Below are 19,006 nucleotides of genomic sequence, written 5' to 3'. Positions count from 1 at the left end.
GTATGACGAGTGAAGATGTGAACGCAGTTTTTGAAATTGAACGTATCAGTTTTAATGATAGTTCATGGACGCGTGATGCTTTTTATCATGAATTGAATGAAAATAACTTTGCCCACTATTTTGTAATGGAATATGAAAGTGAAATTATTGCTTATTTAGGTGTTTGGATTGTCGTTGATCAGGCTCAGATTACAACCATTGCTGTGAAACCAATGTATCGTGGTTATGGATTAGGACAACTATTACTTGAATATGTAATGACTTACAGCGCACACATAGCGAACATGATGAGTCTTGAGGTGCGTGTTGAAAATAAAGTCGCGCAACACATTTATCAAAAACTAGGATTTGAATTTGGAGGACGTCGCGCAAATTATTATGGAGAAGGAGAAGATGCTTTAGTGATGTGGGTGACATTAAAATGACGCAAAACGTTAGAATTTTAGCGATTGAAACGAGTTGTGATGAAACCAGTGTAAGTGTGATAGATAATGGCACACAGCTCATTAGCAACAGTGTATTGAGTCAAATCGATAGTCATAAACGATTTGGTGGTGTAGTACCAGAGGTTGCGAGTAGACATCACGTTGAAAACATGACACTTATGATTGAAGATGCGCTTCAAAATGCTTCCTGTACGATGGATGACATCGACGCAATTGCAGTGACACAAGGCCCCGGGTTAATAGGTGCGTTACTTGTGGGCGTGAATGCAGCTAAAGCATTGGCTTTTGCCCATCAAAAACCCCTCATACCTGTGCATCATATTGCAGGACATGTTTATGCGAATCAATTAGAAGGCACTTTAACGTTTCCGCTGATTGCTTTAATCGTTTCAGGTGGTCATACAGAACTTGTCTATATGAAAGATCATTTGGATTTTGAAATCATTGGTGAGACACGTGACGATGCTGTTGGTGAAGCTTATGATAAAGTGGCACGTACAATTGGTTTACCATATCCAGGGGGTCCTCATGTTGATCGTTTAGCACAAGAAGGAGAAGATACGTATGCTTTTCCGCGTGTGTGGTTAGAAACGGATAGTTATGATTTTAGTTTTAGTGGATTAAAGAGTGCGGTGATTAATAAATTGCATAACTTAAAGCAAAAAGGGGAAACGCCCATCCCTCAAAATGTTGCAACAAGTTTTCAAAACAGTGTTGTAGAAGTACTCGTAGGGAAGGCCATTAAAGCATGTGAGGCTTACCAAGTGAATCAACTTATCGTTGCTGGAGGCGTGGCTAGTAATCGTGGTTTAAGATCTGCGTTACTTAAAGCAACTTCTGATAGAGGCATTACTCTTACGATTCCTAAAGCCTCATTATGTACAGATAATGCTGCAATGATTGGTGCGGCTGCTTACCACATTTATCAAAAAGGCATCGTCGCTGATTTAGATTTGAATGGAAAAAGTCAAATGGATATTGAAATGTATCGATCATAAAAAACCGTCCAACAGATTATTTTGAATCTGTTGGGCGGTTTTGTTTTGATGCTTCAAATGATGAAACATATTGTTGAGCTTGTGTATAAATTTCAGCTGGAAATTTCATTATGCGTATCAGTTCCAATGCATTACGTGTATTTGCAGGACCTTCTTTAATTTTATAGTCAAAATGAATGGCGTCTTCATATATTTGTTCATTGAAATGATAATTCTTAAAATGTGCATCTAACGTATATGTAAGTTCAATATCATGTGTTGCTGCAATCATTTTTAATTGATGAAATTGAGATAAGTATTCCAAAACAGCTGTGGAAGCTGCGATACGTTCTGCCGTATTGGTACCCTTAAATATTTCATCAATAAAATAATAATGTGGTGATTTAGGGTGAATGTTTAATAAGCGTTTTAAAGATTTTATTTCTGCCATAAAGTAACTATCACCTGTAAGTACATCATCCGCATTTGCCATTGCTGTTTTGACGATACCAGGTTGAAATTCGAATTGTTCAGCAGTCACTGTATTAATTGCTTGCGCTAAAATTAAATTAATCGCTGTGGCTTTCATAAATGTAGACTTACCTGAAGCATTTGAACCCGTTAACAAGACATTATAATCAAAATCAAAGTCATTTGGTACAGCTTCATTGACAAGTGGGTGAACTAATGACGTAAAATGGAAGTTTTTACTAACAGATGGCGTCGTACAATAAGCTTGATGATGGCGCCATTGATCAACAGCTAATAAAGCATCGATTTCACCGACATAACGATAGCATGCATGGATTGTTTCGTGATTCATTTTAAATCGTTTAACTAGCATGTGGTATAAGTGAATATCAATTAAAAACATATATTTAATTAATAAGACAATGTAACCTGGAATCGTCTGCGCTTTTAGAAGCAAAAATCGCCATCGATTTACTTGGTTGAGTTTGTCCAAATCATGCTCAAAGTTAGGGGTAAGCTGTAATTGATTGAGTTTATTCGTTGTATGGATAATGCGACCAGTGAAGAATAAACTGTCTACATCTCTATCGACATAATGATTAAACCGCAAACTGACTATATAGTTAATGCATAATGAAATAGGTAAAGCTATAATACTTAACTCAATGTGCCACAAACCTAATAAAATAGAGAGTATAGGCAAAAACGACAACACATAATAAATTGGATGAAAACGATATTGGTAAGATTGCCAATCATAATTAGGATAAGTTTGTTTACCTAATTTAGCGAGTAACATCACAAGTTTATGATGAAATGCTGTGTTTTCTTTAATAGACTTCCAAATTGAGTAATGCGATAGCGAGGATTGAAGCCTTAAAACATGATATAAGTGATTTTCGCCTACCGATGTATAGGTGTAATTTAATGCCTTAAACATATCAAGCATATTTAAATCTGACCAAGTTTTATTATCTACCCAAATTAAGGGAGATTCATCTTGTCCAGTTAAATCAGTATATTTTTTGTAGTAGGTATCGTAAAAAGCAAATGATCGCTCTATATCATCAAATTTAAAACGGTATTTTAAATGTGCTGCAATAGACTTACGGAACTGAATTTTTTGATAGATTTCTGTACCGATGACTACGGTAATCATCCCAATAATTAAAATCATTAAAAATATGAAGTCAGTCATTATAAAAGTACTCCCTTAATGTCATAGAATAATATAAATATACACTATATTTTAATTATTCATTTATCAAAACACAAGTAAAGGTGATAGAAGCTGAAAAGTCAATAGAGAACATGCGTACTTATGCACAACTTGTTAACAACTTGTGTATAAAAAAGTGCCATTTAGAATATTTGTAGTGGATAAACTGTGGGTAAGAGGGGGTTTGTTATTGATATAAAATGTGGATAACTAGGATAACTTTGTGGACAGTTGAATCTATTGGTTTTGAAATTACGGGTTCTGTCTATAATATGTGAAGACAAAAAATATCGAAGTATAAAATTATACTCCGATACATGTCGTTAAATGTCATATTCAGTTAACTTATGTTGTAATTCTTCCCATTGTAACATCGTATGTTCTAAGTTTTGTTCGATGGTGCTACGTTCATTTGCAAGTCGTGATGTTTCTTCATAATCATTGATAATATCTTCTGAAGCCATTTGAATATCTAAATGCTCTATTTGACCTTCAAACGTTGCTATGCGCGCCTCATATTCTTCGATTTGACGTTCAAGTTTACGTTTTTCTCGTCTTATTGTTTTTTGGTCTTGATAATCAGTAGAAGCCGAATCTTTTGATACGTTCTCAGAAGTTACAGAATGATTTTGGTGTGCTTCTAAAGCTTTTTGTTGTGCTACTTTTTCTAAATAATAAGCGTAATTCCCTTGAATAAATTGACCACCATCTGCATCTAAACTAAATATTTTATTCGCTAATGCGTTAATGAAATAACGGTCGTGAGAAACAAATATGAGCGTGCCCTCAAAATGCGCTAAAGCTTGCTCTAACATTTCTTTGGAATTAATGTCTAAATGGTTGGTTGGTTCGTCAAGGATGAGCACGTTATTGCGTTCTAACATAAGAAGTGCGAGTTGTAGACGTGCTTTTTCACCGCCAGATAAATCATTGATGATTTTTTTTACTTCTTCTTGCGTAAATAGGAAGCGCCCTAAGACTGCTCGAATATCTTTTTCTTGCATGTGTCGATATTGATCCCACACATAATCTAATATCGTTTTATTTGACTTAAACTCTGCTTGTTTCTGATCATAGTAACCAATTTTTAAATTTGAACCCATTTGAATTTTGCCGCTAAGAGAGGTGATTTTTTGTGCTAATGTCTTAATGAGGGTAGATTTTCCAACGCCATTTGGACCAATCACAGCAATACGATCACCTTTTGTAATTTCAAAAGAGATAGGTGCGGTAATGGGGCTGTGATAACCAATTTCAAGATTTTGAATATACATCACGTCATTACCGGTGTTTCTATCAAAATCAAATTGAATGTTTGCACTTTTAGCATCCAGTAATGGCTTTTCAATACGTGCCATTTTTTCTAACATTTTACGACGACTTTTAGCCATGCCACTCGTCGAAGCGCGTGTAATATTCTTATCTACAAATGTTTCGAGACGTTTGATTTCAGCTTGTTGATGTTCATATTCGGCCATGCGTTTTTCATAATATGCATCACGTAATTGGACATATTTCGCATAGTTCCCTTTATAAAGTTTCACCTCACCAAGTGCAACATCATAAACTTGTGTAACAATCTTATCTAAAAAGAAGCGGTCATGTGAAATGATGACAATTGCGCCGTTAAAATATTTCAAATAATCTTCTAACCACTCTGTAGTTTCCATATCTAAATGGTTGGTCGGTTCATCTAATAGAAGAAGATCAGGTTCGCTGAGTAGCATTTGTGCAAGTGACAAACGCGTTTTTTGGCCGCCACTAAAATCGTTTATGGGGCGATAATAATCGTCTTCTGAAAATTTCAGCCCATTTAAAACCGTTTTAATTTTACTTTCATATTGATAGCCTTCCATGCGTTCGAACTGGTTAGATAATGCTTCGTAACGATTAAGGTGCTCTTGGTAAGCTTGACTTTCATAGTCTTCCGCGTGTGTACTCAACCAATCTGTTTCTAATTGCATCTTTTGTGCAATTGCCTCAATTTCTTTAAAAGGTTTTGCCATTTCATCAAAAACAGTATTATTTGTATTTAATGTCATCTGTTGTGTTAAATAACCAATCTTTAAACCCTTAATTTTAGAGATATGTCCGCTGTCGTAATCATCGACACCAGCAATGATTTTCATCAATGTCGATTTTCCGGCACCGTTACGCCCAACGATGCCTATGCGTTCACCCGTTTGGACTTCAAAATTGACATGACTAAAAATCTCTTCACCGTCAAATGATTTCGAGAGCTGACTTAATTGCATTAGTATCATGTTAAAGCTCCTTTCATTCTTCATTATTGTACAACAAAGTAGAAGGGGTTCAAATAGATTATGTTCCTTTAAAAGCGGTTTTAAGTTATAATGAAAATGAATAAAAGTAGGTGAAATTTTTAACAAAACAATATTAAGTCATAATGTATTTGCAGTTATTTATACAAAATAAAGTAGATAAATCTTTTTATTATAAAATATTTTTAAAGTTGTTATAGCTCATATAACTTTGAGTGTGCGACCTGAAATGGTATGCAAAAGATGGAGGAACGAAAATGACTAAAGAATTAAATAAAATTCCACGTGCGACGCTGAAACGTTTACCGTTATATTATCGTTTTGTAAATAGTCTCAAATCTAAAGGGGCTTCACGTGTCAACTCTAAAGAAATTAGTGAGGGTCTTGGTATAGACTCCGCCACGATTAGACGTGATTTTTCATACTTTGGTGAACTTGGAAAAAAAGGCTATGGTTACAATATCGACAGTTTATTAGAATTTTTTAAATCAGAGCTAAGTGATGCTGATTTAATTAAAATAGGTGTTGTTGGTGTTGGTCATTTAGGTAAAGCTTTAATTTCTTTCAACTTCCCGATACATGATGATATGTTTATTACTGAAGCATTTGATATAGATCCTGAAATCGTGGGTACTAAAATTGGGGATGTCACAGTGAAATCTATGGATGAAATGAAAAAAGTCATTCAAGATCAAGCCTTAGAAGTAATTATTATTGCGACACCTATCAAAGTTGCACAAAGTGTTACTGATAAAGTTGTAGACGCAGGTGTGAAAGGTATTTTAAATTTTACTCCATCACCTGTTCAAGTACCTAATGATGTGCAAGTGCATCAAATCGATTTAGGTGTCGAACTACAATCCTTGTTATTTTTTATGAAAAATTATGGGTAAATGTAAATAAGCACCATCACATCATGGTGCCGATTGCATTTCAACAGCAATGATCTATGAATATGAAATTGGAGATCGAAGCGTCTGTCGCTTTGATCTTTTTTATTTTAATTCAACCCCTTGATAAAAAATGTGTATTTGCTATAATTCTTATCATAATAATCGGGATAGGAGAGGTATGTATGATTTGGACTATAGTAAGTGGTCTTATAGTAGGGGTACTACTTGGATTTGTAATGCAACGTACACGTTTTTGCCTTACTGGAGGGTTTAGAGATATGTACGTTCAGAAAAATAATAAGATGTTTTATGCATTGCTCATTGCCATAGCGATTCAAGCAATTGGCATATATATTCTCAACGTAATGGGTGTTATCACAATAGCAAATGAAACGTTTCCAATTATAGGCACAGTAATCGGCTCTTTTATATTTGGTGTCGGTATTATTTTAGCGGGTGGATGTGCTACAGGGACATATTACCGTGCAGGTGAAGGATTAATAGGTAGTTGGATTGCACTTGTGATGTATGGTTTATTTGCAGCTATTACAAAAAATGGTCTTTTAGCACCACTCATGAATGCGCTCAATAGTAAAACGGTTGCTAATGCAGATATGGCTCAATCTACAGGTATTCCAAACTGGATTTTCTTAATCATATTAGTCACTGTTACGTTGTTTTTCGTGATTAAAACATTAAGAAAACCAAAACCCAAAATTGCAGTGCCACAGCTAAAACAAAAATATTCAGGATTGCGTCATATTTTATTTGAAAAACGGTTCCATCCTTTTATTGCTGCTATTGCAGTTGGTCTAATTGCACTTATTGCATGGCCAATGTCAGAATCAACAGGTCGTCAAGGTGGGTTAGGCATCACAACGCCATCTTCCAATATAGTGATGTTTTTAACTACAGGTGATATTTCAGTAGTTGACTGGGGTGTATTTTTAGTTATTGGCATCTTTTTTGGCTCTTATATTGCAGCTAGAGGTTCAAAAGAATTTGCGTGGCGTTTACCCGATAAAAAAACGATACGTAATAGCGCTATAGGCGGAATGTGCATGGGCTTTGGTGCAGCAGTAGCAGGTGGCTGTTCTATTGGTAATGGATTAGTAGCAACTGCAGCTCTATCATGGCAAGGTTGGATTGGACTGGCATTTATGATTTTTGGAACTTGGTTCATGAGTTATTTTATGTTTGTGCGCCCTATGAAAGTGGCACAACAACGTCAATCTATCCAATCGAAAACAGTCAGTGTATCACAATAGATAAATTGTAGGAGGAATTAAAATGGTACATGAATTAGGAACAGTAGGAATGGTATGTCCATTTCCATTGATTGAAGCGCAAAAGAAAATGCAAGAATTACCGTTGGGGGATGAATTGAAAATCGATTTTGATTGTACACAGGCAACAGAAGCAATTCCTAATTGGGCTGCTGAAAACGGTTATCCTGTGACAAATTATGAGCAAGTAGGAGATGCTTCTTGGACGATTACGGTTCAAAAAGCCAAGTGATTTTGAGACACCGATTAAATCCTATATGATATGGGATTTAATCGGTTTTTTCATAAAAATTGATAAAGTTTCAAGGCCGATGTGTGATAAAATAACAAAGAGATAATAAATTCACAAACTGACTTAACCGTAATTGGTTTAGTTTTCAAAAGTGAAATCGTGCCTCAGTATGATATATAAAGAAACTAGTTTTTGATAGTTTAGTCTAAGAAAGTTGAGATAAAATTAGGAAATATACATAAAAAGTACTTTGGTGAGAAACGCTACGTATCACTCATCATAGAAGCGGTTTTAATATGGAATTAAAATTTAAACATTTTACCGCAAATTTTAAAGGAGGAAAAGAATTCCAATGGAACAATGGAGCCGGGAAAAACGTTACCAAAAGCTAGAGGATGTGGATGCTAAAGTAATCAATGATCTTAGAGAACGCGTTCAAGCCTCTCCGTATCGACAAGTATTTCATATTCAACCTGAAACAGGATTACTTAATGATCCCAATGGATTAATCTATTATCAGGGGCAATACTATTTATCACATCAATGGTTTCCATTAGGCGCTGTTCATGGTTTAAAATATTGGTTTCATTATACCGGCAAGAATTTAGTGAATTTAAAACCATGTGGTCCAATATTAAAACCTGATACGACGTTTGATAGTCACGGTGTATATAGTGGTAGTGCTTTCCAATTTCAAAATCAACTATATTATATGTATACAGCGAATCACCGTACGGCTTCATGGGAAAGACGCAGTTGTCAAATGCTTGCCAAAGTGAATAGTCACGGAGATGTCATTAAATTCGATACGCCGATTATTAGTGGGCCACCTAAAGGATATACACACCATTTCAGAGATCCCAAAGTGTTTCAAAGAGAAGGGTATCTTTATGCATTAATAGGTGCGCAAAGAGAAAATCTTACAGGTACGGTTTTAATGTATCGAACATCACATCCAGAGAAGCCATGGACATTTTTAGGTGAAATCGACTCACAATTAAAATCATTTGGCTACATGTGGGAATGCCCGGATTATTTCCAACTTAATGGTAAAGATATTTTGTTATTTTGCCCGCAAGGTATAGATTCAGAAGATAACGCTTATCAAAATGTTTATCAAAGTGGTTATTTAGTAGGCCATCTGAACTTTGAAACTTTAACATTCGAACATGAGTCATTCGTTGAATTAGATGATGGATTTGATTTTTATGCACCACAAACATTTTTAGATGAAGCAAAGCGACGTGTTCTAATCGGATGGATGGGGCTTCCAGATACAGAGTACCCAACGGATGATGAAGGATGGGCGCATTGCTTAACTGTGCCAAGAATTTTAACGTTGGAGTCGGGAGAATTAAAACAGAAACCGCATATGGATTTACGAAAGTTACGCCAAAATAAAGAAACTGCGTTAGGGTATGCAAATAAATTTATTAAACAGTTACACCCATACGAAGGTGAGCAATATGAACTCATTATAGATATTCTTGAAAATGAGGCATCTGCCATTGAATTTCACTTAAGAGCCTCAAAACATGAAGCTACAGTAATTCGTTATGAGTCGAAAACACAACAAGTGATTTTAGATCGGTTTGATAGTGGAAAATTACCGCATCCAGTAGAGGGAACAGCACGAGTAGCGCAACTAAAATCAGAGCTTTCTCAACTTAGAATATTTGTGGATACTTCAAGTATTGAAATATTCTGTAATGAGGGTGAGAAAGTGTTATCTTCACGAATTTTTCCATCTAAAGATGCCAATAAAATAAAAGTTGTCACAGACTCTGGTCAAGTATACTTAAAATTGACTAAATATGATATAAAAAAACAAATTGAAGACTAAATTAAAATGCCTGAATCGGTTATCGTGCGATAACTGATTCAGGCATTTGACTGTTGATAAAACAACGTTATTTTTTGATTTTTTTTATATTTCTTACAGACACATAGCAAAATTCCTCATTTTTAAAATAAACAATGCGCTCTTTAGCGTCAACATGCGTAATGTTATGTCGATTTAACACAAAACTATTATGACATCTAAAAAAACGACTATCAATTTGTGTGAGCTCTCTTAAATTACCATAAAATTCAATTTGACGATTATCTAAATGTGCAATCAAACGATGTGACTTAGGTGAAGATTCAAAAAACATAATATCATCATAGTTAACATAGACAGAATTACTGCCTTGTTTTAATTCCATTGTTTCTACTGTGTTATCCTTTGTTAATAAATCTAACCGCTTAAGTGCTGTTTCGAGACAATCAATAATTCTCGTACGTAACTCATCAATGTCATCTTTAAAAATAAAATCCATTGCTGCAAGTTTATACACGAAAGTTAAATAGGTTAATTCACTATGACTGGTTACAAAAATAATATTACCTACAGGATCATGTTTTCGAATTTCGCTACCAAGCTTAATACCATTAATATCTGATTCCAATTGGATGTCTAAAAAATAACAACCAATATCAGTCATATTTTTGGATGCCTCAAGTAACGCATAGGGGTCACTAGTAGAAATTTCAATTTCCATAGGCTTTTCTTCAATCATAATGTAATTCTGAATGATGGATTCCATTCGTTTTCTTTGTTTAGGGTCATCCTCACAAATTAAAATTTTCAAACGGGTCACATCCTTACGCATCGTTATTCATGATTTCTAATTTTTGAATGAAATAATGATTTTCAATTGTTGTTTCTAAAAAGACATTATCCTTACTATCTGTAATTTCTTTTAAGGTGGATAACCCTAATCCTCTGTTTTTACCTTTCGTTGAGAAGCCTTCTTGATACAACGTATGTAATTTCGGAAGATTGTCAGGTGCTTTATTCATAATAATAATTAACACGGATTGTTCAGTTTTAATAAATGCGATTTGGATCATAGGAGTTTCAAGATTCATAGAAGCTTCTATCGCATTATCCATAATGATGCCTAGAATACGACTTAAATCAATCATTTCCATGTTGATTTCATTAATTTCATCAGCGACTTCAACACTTATTTCAATTTGACGTTCTTGAGCTTGCAAAATTTTTGTAGTGATAACACCTTTTATCTCTTTGACTTTTAAATTTTCCACACCATTTAATTTCAACGTATTTGCTTCAAAATGATCTTTAAGAGGACTAATGTGTTTATTATAATATGCTTTAAGGCCCTCCAAATCATCCTCACGCAAATACTCTGACATCGTGGATAAAATATTAATATAATCATGTCTAAACTTTCGCATGCGATTGTTTACTTGTTCAACGCGCAGCGTATAATTATAATAATCTTCAATCTCTTGTTGACTTCTACGATAATTAATTTCTCGAGAAGTTGTAATAGTTACCAATAAAAGTATTGCGATAAAAATAGCTACAAATGTAAAGTAAAAAAATCCGATTATTTTAAATTCTGCAACGGAAGCAACATAATCAGGTAAAAAGTAAAACATAGCTAGAAAGAATGTTAATAGACAAATCATTAATGTAACTAAATAAACTTTATTAACATATAACCATGTATACTTTAATTTAATCATGAGTAATCTTACTACCAATGATGTAATTATCGCTATAAATGTGAACACAAAAGCATAAATTATATACTGTATTGTAGGCAGTAGGGTTAACCCTTTAATATAATAGTAAAACCATGTGGCGAAAAAATCACATACTACTAATAGAAGTACACTTGATAAAACTGCTATTAAACCAATAATTTTCTTTTTGTAATAAAAGAAAACTAAGTAGCCGATTACTAAGGCTAATAAACTTTGTCTATCATAAAGGATAAATAAAACAGTAGAAGGGACTACGACTCCTAATAAAAGCGAGATGTAATCCCAAAGATTATATTTGATTTTTTCAATAATTATTATATTAACAACCATGAAAAAAACAAAAGTTTGGAAAACTCCAATGAAAATGTAACTTAGTGATTCCAACTTTTATACACACTCTCTTAAAAAATAAATTATTCGCCTTGTCTTAGCTCTTCAGGGACTTCTGGTTCATCAAAAAAAACAGTGCATGGGTTAATTTTGGCAAAGTTACCTAATGATTTAAATGATATTGTAACTAGGTTTAATAAAGTATCAAAAAATGCCATGATTATTCCTCCTTAGGGAAAAATATTGGTAATAATGTTGAAGCTTGTAAAAATGCGCCATATGCAATTAAAAAATTGAATGGTTGTGGAACGAATAAAACCATCACTACATAAATTGAAATTACTAGTAATGATTTAATCTTCAATGATTTCTTACGTTCTAATTTGATTGGTTGTTTGCGTGTTGCTGCGGGAGCATACTTTAATACAATCAACCATCCTAGTATAGTTAAGAATAACATAAACCAGAATGGTATGTCATATTTAACTATTAACCATGGTAAAAATATAAAGAAAATAATGTTTTGAACATGACATAATAATGATGTTTTCGCATGGGCTCCGTGTGAGAAGCGTCTTAAAATGAAATACGCTAAGTGAACAGTGAGTGTGTATAAAATGATATTAAGAAGGATAGCCAGACCGTAAGTTACGATGCCTTTGAAGAGATTAATGATGAACACTTGGATGCCTAGGCGCACTTTGAGATATTCAATGTGATCTAGGTTTTGTTTTTTCTGAAGCTTTAATGCTAGATTGTCAATTGCTGTATCAACGATTCTCATGGCTTTCCCCCTTACTCAATATTATAAAGTACAACTAAATCATTATTCTGTTTTTTGCCTAACTGTCGTTTTATTGTTCCTAACTGTAATTTTAATGTAGAATTCATCAAAAATTAATACAGAAACGGTACATTTAAGCATACAAATGGACAATCTGGGCACTACTTCACACAAGAGGCGATACACATGTTTTAATATAACCATAATCACATTAAGTGGTTCGGTATTACGCCCTTGTGATACCTAAGTGTTTATTAATGCACAGCGTGTTGTATTCTTCGCTCAGCTTACTTCACAAGTGCAACTCTTAAGTCTTGGAATACTTATTAATGAGGAGGTGCTTTACTATGGCAGGAGATATCATTAACACAATTATCGCATTCATTAAGTTAATTGCTGAAACTGTACAAAAATTCACTAAGAAGTAATCATTCTCCCAAATGCTAAAAATCTTTTTCCATTAGTAATTGAAGCTTAAAAGTCAGGTTTCTATATTGAGACTATTGTAAACATTTAATAATCGGTAAATTCACTAAATTTTTTCATAATTAATAACATCCCCAATTAATTAAATAGAATAACTGTAAACAAATAAACATTCCCTTAATATTAAATTGAAAGGCGAGCCCCTCCCAAGCTCGCCTTTTTTATATGTGGAAATATTGATATATATCTGGTCGTAAGTTATCGAAAACTGGAATGTTTTTTCGTTGTTGTTCAACTTCTTTTAAATCAAGCTCTACTGTTAGTACAGTTTCTTCATGTTCCGCTTCTTCTAAAATATCTCCATTTGGATTAATGACCATTGAATGTCCGGCAAACGTTGTTACTCCATCAGAACCGCACGTATTTGCGGCAACTACAAACATATCATTTTCAATTGCTCTTGCTTGTAAAAGTTTTGTCCAATGTGATTGACGTACTTCTGGCCATTGCGCGACATAAAACATTATTTGTGCGCAATTAGCTGCAGGATAACGTGTTAATTCAGGGAAGCGCAAATCATAACAAATGATTTGAGAAACAGGCGTATTGTTACTTAATGTAAAAGTATAAGGTACATGTTCACCTGCATCTAAAAATTGTGGTTCATTTAACATAGGTACTAAATGAATTTTATGATATTCATAAATCTTGTGACCTTCACGGTTTACGGCAAATGCGGTGTTATAAATGTTTTCTTTAACACGATTTGATACAGAACCTGCAATAATATCTACATTATATTGATGTGCTAAAGACTGTATGAATGTTAGAGATTGATCTAGGTTTTTATCACTACATTGATTTAACGAGGATAAAGCATATCCGTTATTCCACATTTCAGGTAATACTACCACATCAGTATCAGTACTTACATTTTCGGAAAATAATTGGGTGATTTTTTTTGCATTTTCATTTGGTAATTGTGGTTTGACGTTAAATTGTAAAATTTGAACTTTCATATGAAATTCCCCCATGTCCATAGTTGCTATTATTGTACTAAAATAACAGTGGTGTATCAAAATATGATTGATGACAGAGCGGGGAAGTGAGACATAAGGTTTATAGGGTGGTATTTAAGGTAACAATTGTTTATACTAGGTTTGACATAAACGTTAAGGAGGTGTTTGGGTTGAATAAATTAAAAACGAGGCGCGTGATAAGTGGAACATGTATCACATTATTGACACTTGGAACGTTATATTGTGTGCCCAATACTTTGACGGATACAACGATTGCTATAACCTCACCGCAAACGAATGAGACAAATTCGACTACCGAACAACCATCAACAGACGAACCAACGACAGAACAGCCATCAACAGAAGAACCGTCAACAGAAGAACCATCGACGGAGGAACCAACGACAGAACAGCCATCAACAGAAGAACCGTCAACAGAAGAACCATCGACGGAGGAACCAACGACAGAACAGCCATCAACAGAGGAACCATCGACCGAACAGCCATCAACAGAAGAACCGTCAACAGAAGAACCATCGACGGAGGAACCAACGACAGAACAGCCATCAACAGAAGAACCGTCAACAGAAGAACCATCGACGGAGGAACCATCAACTGAACAGCCATCAACAGAAGAACCTTCGACTGAACAACCGGCCCCGCCACCTAAACCAGATGGACCTACACAAGGGAATTCAGATGAATCTCATCCAGGGGGTGACCGTGGGCAGCCATCTAAACCAGGTAATAACACTCAATCTGTGCCAACCCAACCAGGTTCAAACCGTCCAGAAGGTAATGAGGTTGCCACAGGTGGAGGAAATGGGTCTAACTTTAATCGAGACAATAATATGCTGAATCCCTATCAAAATCAGTTGTTGTCACAATCTCAAAATGAGACGAAACGCAATGCGTTTTCTGTTGCAAATTTTAATCCTTTAACCTCAGACAAATATTATCAACTTTTAGATCGTAATATGTTGGCGTTGATGTCAGGGGAATTCGGATCGAATGATAATCGTAAAAGGTTATTTAGTAAATCATTTTTAAATCATCAAAATGAAGATAAAGTTCGTGAAATTAATCAAAATGGTGAAAATCTAGAAGCGCAACAACAAGGCAAACAAAATATAGGAAACCATGGAAATTTAAGTTTAATTAAATATATGGGTGTAGGTTTGGCAAGTATCATTTTTATTGTGGCTTTTAGTATCGTGATATGGAAAAGAATTAGAAAAATGAATTAAAAACGACTTCCCTAGGATGAGGGGAGTCGTTTATTTTTAAAGTAATTTGATATATTCGTGCGAGTATTATTACGAAACCGCTTATAGTAGCGAAATCATATGATATATGAATTGTGTTTGTTTCAAAGATTCTTCAACCAGTTTTTCAGGTAAAGAAAATTGTATTAAAGCAACAATACCGTTTTGAGCCATATGAATTCCTATCGCTACACTTAAGCGTTTCGTATAACAGTAAAAGCCTGAAAAGATGATTCCCATCACAAAATAGGGTAAGAAATGTGAAAAGTCCATATGTGCCACTGCGAAGATGGCAGAACTTATTACACTAGCAATGATAAAACGAATGGCTTTTGATCCTTTTAGAAGTTGGTACAATTCTCCAAATAATACCCTTCTAAATACAAACTCTTCTAACAATGGACCAATTATCGTAATTAATAAAAAGAATACAGGCATTTGTCGAGCGATTTTCATTAAACGCAACGTATTTTCGCTCGCTTGCTGATGTCCTAGTACAAATACAGTGATGACATTAACGATAATTTGAGTTATGAAAACAATGCCAAGTCCAGCGATAATCCAAGGGATTACATAACGCTTAGGCTCTCTTTTACCTAATTCGAGTTGTAATGGGTTTTTAACATACCAATGCATTACGATAATCACTATAGCGACAATAATAAAACCTATTAATTGAATATGTATAAGTTGTTTCATTTGATCTAACTGATGTGCAGTTGATGGTAACAGATGTAATTTATTTAATATCGCTGGAGCGAATTGAGCAATCACATAGAACACAACAGTTAATATTGAAACAAGAATTCGATTCATAATTTACCTCCTTTCCAAGTATTCTTATCATATCCTATCACACCTTGCGATACAATTAACCTAATCGTAATACTTGAAGTTTTGACTAACTTTGATTATTATAAATGGTAGATTAGCACTTAGAAGTAGTGAGTGCTAAATAATGCATCAACCTAAGGAGGCAACAACACATGTTAAAACCAATTGGAAACCGCGTTGTTATTGAAAAGAAAGAAAGAGAACAAACAACTAAAAGCGGTATTGTATTAACAGATTCTGCAAAAGAGAAATCTAATGAGGGCGAAGTAGTCGCTGTAGGTACTGGACGCATACTTGATAATGGTCAACGCGTTGAATTAGAAGTGCGTGTTGGCGATCGTGTTGTGTTCCAACAATATGCTGGTACAGAAGTGAAGCGAGGCGAAACCACTTATCTTATCTTAACTGAAGAAGATATTTTAGCAATTATTGAAGAATAATATAGATCACTCATGAATCGATAACTATTCATTTAAAATATGAAATCAACGATGGAGGTTTGACAGAATGGCAAAAGAATTAAAGTTTTCAGAAGATGCACGTCAAGCAATGCTACGTGGTGTAGATAAACTAGCAAATGCAGTTAAAGTAACAATTGGACCTAAAGGTCGTAATGTTGTTTTAGATAAAGAATTTACAGCACCATTAATTACTAACGATGGTGTTACAATTGCAAAAGAAATTGAACTTGAAGATCCATATGAAAATATGGGGGCAAAACTTGTTCAAGAAGTTGCTAACAAAACGAATGAAATTGCCGGTGATGGTACAACAACTGCAACGGTTCTCGCGCAAGCAATGATACAAGAAGGTTTGAAAAACGTGACAAGTGGTGCAAATCCTGTAGGTATTCGTCAAGGTATTGATAAAGCTGTGGCGGTTGCTATAGAAGCTTTACACAATATTTCTCAAAAAGTGGAAAATAAAGAAGAAATTGCTCAAGTTGGTTCTATTTCAGCTGCAGATAAAGAAGTGGGACGTTACATTTCTGAAGCAATGGAAAAAGTGGGTAATGACGGTGTTATTTCCATTGAAGAATCAAGTGGATTTAATACAGAATTAGATGTTGTTGAAGGGATGCAATTTGACCGTGGTTATCAATCACCATATATGGTAACTGATTCAGATAAAATGACTGCGGAATTAGAGAAACCTTATATATTAATTACTGATAAGAAAATCTCTTCTTTCCAAGACATCCTTCCATTATTAGAACAAATTGTTCAATCCAATCGCCCGATTCTTATCGTTGCTGACGAAGTTGAAGGGGACGCTTTAACAAACTTAGTATTAAACCGTATGCGTGGCACATTCACAGCAGTTGCCGTAAAAGCACCTGGCTTTGGTGATCGTCGTAAAGCAATGTTAGAAGATTTAGCTATACTTACGGGTGCTCAAGTGATTACAGATGATTTAGGACTTGAACTTAAGGAAGCAACTATTGATATGTTAGGTACTGCAAGTAAAGTTGAAGTTACTAAAGATAACACAACTGTAGTTGATGGAGATGGTGACCCTACTAATATCGATGCGCGTGTAAACCAACTTAAGGCTCAAATCGAAGAAACTGACTCTGACTTCGACCGTGAAAAATTACAAGAGCGTCTTGCTAAATTAGCAGGTGGTGTTGCCGTTATTAAAGTCGGTGCAGCATCAGAAACTGAATTAAAAGAACGTAAATTACGTATTGAAGATGCTTTAAACTCAACGCGTGCTGCTGTTGAAGAAGGTATTGTTGCTGGTGGTGGTACAGCACTTATGAACGTATACCAACAAGTTAGCGACATTGATGCTGAAGGTGATGAAGCGACAGGTATAAATATTGTTCTAAAAGCACTTCAAGCGCCAGTACGTCAAATTGCGGAAAATGCAGGCCTTGAAGGTTCTGTTATTGTTGAACGCATGAAAAATGCTGACCCAGGGGTTGGTTTCAATGCGGCTACAAATGAATGGGTAAACATGTTAGAAGCGGGTATCGTTGACCCGACGAAAGTGACACGCTCAGCATTACAACATGCAGCAAGTGTTGCAGCGATGTTCTTAACAACTGAAGCTGTTGTGGCGAATATCCCTGAGGAAAAAGGCGATGATGCTCCTCAAATGGGTGGCATGCCTGGTATGATGTAAAATAGCTGTAGCTATTGTTTTGATAAGGTTTGGGTGCATTGAAAAGGCATCAAAAATCGCAAAACATAAACCGTTCAGTTCAGTTAAACTAAACGGTCAATAATTTCAAAGAGACGCTTTCCATAAGTTGACTAAACTTTTGGAGGGCGTCTTTTTAGTTTGATTAATGAATACAAACACAAGAGTGATTATCTAGTAAATTGAAAATTTTTAAGTGCATTTGTCTGTTATTCTCATATGATGGCGCATATGCATCATCACGATTTTAGTCTAGGGCTATATGCAAAATAACGTCTTACCATTTCAATGACCATCATCCACACAATATGTCCAAAGCACTCGGAAATATGTTCAGCAGCCGGTTGTTGAAGTGGACTAGGAACGACATGCATCACTGGCATGATGACTAGATGAAATGCTATCCAAATGAAAATACCAAATAATGCCCCATAACCTAGTGTGATTTTTGTATATTTAGTTGCTAGAAAAATATAAATAATTGCGATAACAATTGAAAAACTGTAATGTACAATAAAACTCACCCAGGGCAGCGCATGTTCAGAAAATTCATAAGTGAGGTGTGTGATATCAGAAGGTAATCCAAACAATTGAAGTAATTGTTGTGGCGGATTCGTAGCGTCTCTCGCCGGTGTTCTTGGTGGAAACATCACTTCCCATCCTAATTTAACAATTCCAGATAAAAGTCCACCAATGATACTTGCCCAAAGCAGAGTTGCCCAATTTTGATATGCTTTTGCTTTCATTTGAAACATCCTCTTTCATTTTTAAATTTGAATCAAAACAGTCTAAACTTAAAATCTTTTATACAAGTAAAGTATATACCTTAATATAAT

The 19,006-nt window shown here is 34.8% G+C and carries 18 protein-coding genes; 9 read left to right on the top strand and 9 right to left on the bottom strand.

Going from position 1 to position 19,006, the window contains the following annotated elements; genetic code table 11:
• Positions 1 to 2: 2 nt before the first annotated feature.
• Positions 3 to 425, top strand: a complete 423-nt coding sequence (gene rimI / locus CD172_RS07525) for a ribosomal protein S18-alanine N-acetyltransferase (RefSeq protein WP_082624789.1) — start codon at positions 3 to 5, stop codon at positions 423 to 425.
• Positions 422 to 1,444: a tRNA (adenosine(37)-N6)-threonylcarbamoyltransferase complex transferase subunit TsaD gene (gene tsaD, locus CD172_RS07520; protein ID WP_103345966.1), complete on the top strand. Its 1,023-nt coding sequence runs from the start codon at positions 422 to 424 to the stop codon at positions 1,442 to 1,444. The genes rimI and tsaD overlap by 4 nt, the downstream gene beginning before the upstream one ends.
• A 16-nt stretch (positions 1,445 to 1,460) precedes the next feature.
• Here the strand turns inward: tsaD and CD172_RS07515 are convergent, their stop codons facing one another.
• Both CD172_RS07515 and CD172_RS07510 read right to left on the bottom strand, forming a co-directional pair.
• Complete coding sequence (locus CD172_RS07515) at positions 1,461 to 3,092, bottom strand: MutS-related protein (protein WP_209050355.1); 1,632 nt, start codon at positions 3,090 to 3,092, stop codon at positions 1,461 to 1,463.
• A 344-nt stretch (positions 3,093 to 3,436) separates the two neighbouring features.
• The gene (locus CD172_RS07510) at positions 3,437 to 5,377 is read right to left on the bottom strand and encodes an ABC-F family ATP-binding cassette domain-containing protein (protein ID WP_103345964.1); all 1,941 of its coding nucleotides are present in this window, start codon (positions 5,375 to 5,377) and stop codon (positions 3,437 to 3,439) included.
• Positions 5,378 to 5,652: 275 nt separating this feature from the next.
• Here CD172_RS07510 and CD172_RS07505 point away from each other — a divergent pair, with 275 nt between their 5' ends.
• From CD172_RS07505 to CD172_RS07490, 4 genes are all read left to right on the top strand, one after another.
• The gene (locus CD172_RS07505) at positions 5,653 to 6,288 is read left to right on the top strand and encodes a redox-sensing transcriptional repressor Rex (RefSeq protein WP_037567012.1); all 636 of its coding nucleotides are present in this window, start codon (positions 5,653 to 5,655) and stop codon (positions 6,286 to 6,288) included.
• A gap of 182 nt (positions 6,289 to 6,470) precedes the next feature.
• Positions 6,471 to 7,556 (top strand): YeeE/YedE family protein, encoded by a 1,086-nt coding sequence (locus tag CD172_RS07500; protein ID WP_060551495.1) that lies wholly within the window; start codon positions 6,471 to 6,473, stop codon positions 7,554 to 7,556.
• 22 nt (positions 7,557 to 7,578) lie between these two features.
• A complete protein-coding gene (locus CD172_RS07495; RefSeq protein WP_060551494.1) occupies positions 7,579 to 7,806 on the top strand; it encodes a sulfurtransferase TusA family protein in 228 nt (75 codons plus the stop codon).
• 352 nt (positions 7,807 to 8,158) lie between these two features.
• A complete protein-coding gene (locus CD172_RS07490) occupies positions 8,159 to 9,649 on the top strand; it encodes a sucrose-6-phosphate hydrolase (protein ID WP_103345963.1) in 1,491 nt (496 codons plus the stop codon).
• Between the two features lie 67 nt (positions 9,650 to 9,716).
• Here CD172_RS07490 and agrA read toward each other — a convergent pair whose 3' ends face one another.
• The 5 genes from agrA to CD172_RS07465 form a co-directional block, all read right to left on the bottom strand.
• Complete coding sequence (gene agrA / locus CD172_RS07485; protein ID WP_103345962.1) at positions 9,717 to 10,439, bottom strand: quorum-sensing response regulator AgrA; 723 nt, start codon at positions 10,437 to 10,439, stop codon at positions 9,717 to 9,719.
• 13 nt (positions 10,440 to 10,452) lie between these two features.
• A complete protein-coding gene (gene agrC, locus CD172_RS07480; RefSeq protein WP_060551491.1) occupies positions 10,453 to 11,751 on the bottom strand; it encodes a quorum-sensing sensor histidine kinase AgrC in 1,299 nt (432 codons plus the stop codon).
• 29 nt (positions 11,752 to 11,780) lie between these two features.
• On the bottom strand, positions 11,781 to 11,915 hold the full coding sequence (gene agrD, locus CD172_RS07475) for a cyclic lactone autoinducer peptide AgrD (protein ID WP_103345961.1): 135 nt from the start codon (positions 11,913 to 11,915) through the stop codon (positions 11,781 to 11,783).
• Between the two features lie 2 nt (positions 11,916 to 11,917).
• The gene (locus tag CD172_RS07470; RefSeq protein WP_103345960.1) at positions 11,918 to 12,481 is read right to left on the bottom strand and encodes an accessory gene regulator AgrB; all 564 of its coding nucleotides are present in this window, start codon (positions 12,479 to 12,481) and stop codon (positions 11,918 to 11,920) included.
• A gap of 647 nt (positions 12,482 to 13,128) precedes the next feature.
• Positions 13,129 to 13,926, bottom strand: coding sequence for a carbon-nitrogen family hydrolase (locus tag CD172_RS07465; protein ID WP_103345959.1), 798 nt, complete (start codon positions 13,924 to 13,926; stop codon positions 13,129 to 13,131).
• A 170-nt stretch (positions 13,927 to 14,096) separates the two neighbouring features.
• Here CD172_RS07465 and CD172_RS12865 point away from each other — a divergent pair, with 170 nt between their 5' ends.
• Positions 14,097 to 15,173 carry an SdrH family protein gene (locus CD172_RS12865; RefSeq protein ID WP_199787344.1) on the top strand — a complete coding sequence of 359 codons (1,077 nt, stop codon included), beginning with the start codon at positions 14,097 to 14,099 and terminating at the stop codon, positions 15,171 to 15,173.
• A gap of 81 nt (positions 15,174 to 15,254) precedes the next feature.
• Here CD172_RS12865 and mroQ read toward each other — a convergent pair whose 3' ends face one another.
• On the bottom strand, positions 15,255 to 16,007 hold the full coding sequence (gene mroQ / locus CD172_RS07455) for an intramembrane glutamic endopeptidase MroQ (protein ID WP_103345958.1): 753 nt from the start codon (positions 16,005 to 16,007) through the stop codon (positions 15,255 to 15,257).
• Positions 16,008 to 16,177: 170 nt separating this feature from the next.
• Here mroQ and groES point away from each other — a divergent pair, with 170 nt between their 5' ends.
• Both groES and groL read left to right on the top strand, forming a co-directional pair.
• Entirely contained in the window at positions 16,178 to 16,465 is a 288-nt protein-coding gene (gene groES / locus CD172_RS07450; protein ID WP_037566995.1) for a co-chaperone GroES, read from the top strand.
• 67 nt (positions 16,466 to 16,532) lie between these two features.
• Positions 16,533 to 18,152 carry a chaperonin GroEL gene (gene groL, locus CD172_RS07445; RefSeq protein WP_103345957.1) on the top strand — a complete coding sequence of 540 codons (1,620 nt, stop codon included), beginning with the start codon at positions 16,533 to 16,535 and terminating at the stop codon, positions 18,150 to 18,152.
• Positions 18,153 to 18,409: 257 nt separating this feature from the next.
• Here groL and CD172_RS07440 read toward each other — a convergent pair whose 3' ends face one another.
• A complete protein-coding gene (locus CD172_RS07440; protein ID WP_103345956.1) occupies positions 18,410 to 18,916 on the bottom strand; it encodes a YagU family protein in 507 nt (168 codons plus the stop codon).
• Positions 18,917 to 19,006 lie beyond the last annotated feature (90 nt).

Source organism: Staphylococcus agnetis (genome assembly GCF_002901865.1).
Classification (GTDB): domain Bacteria; phylum Bacillota; class Bacilli; order Staphylococcales; family Staphylococcaceae; genus Staphylococcus; species Staphylococcus agnetis.
This window is presented reverse-complemented; position numbering and strand designations above follow the sequence as displayed.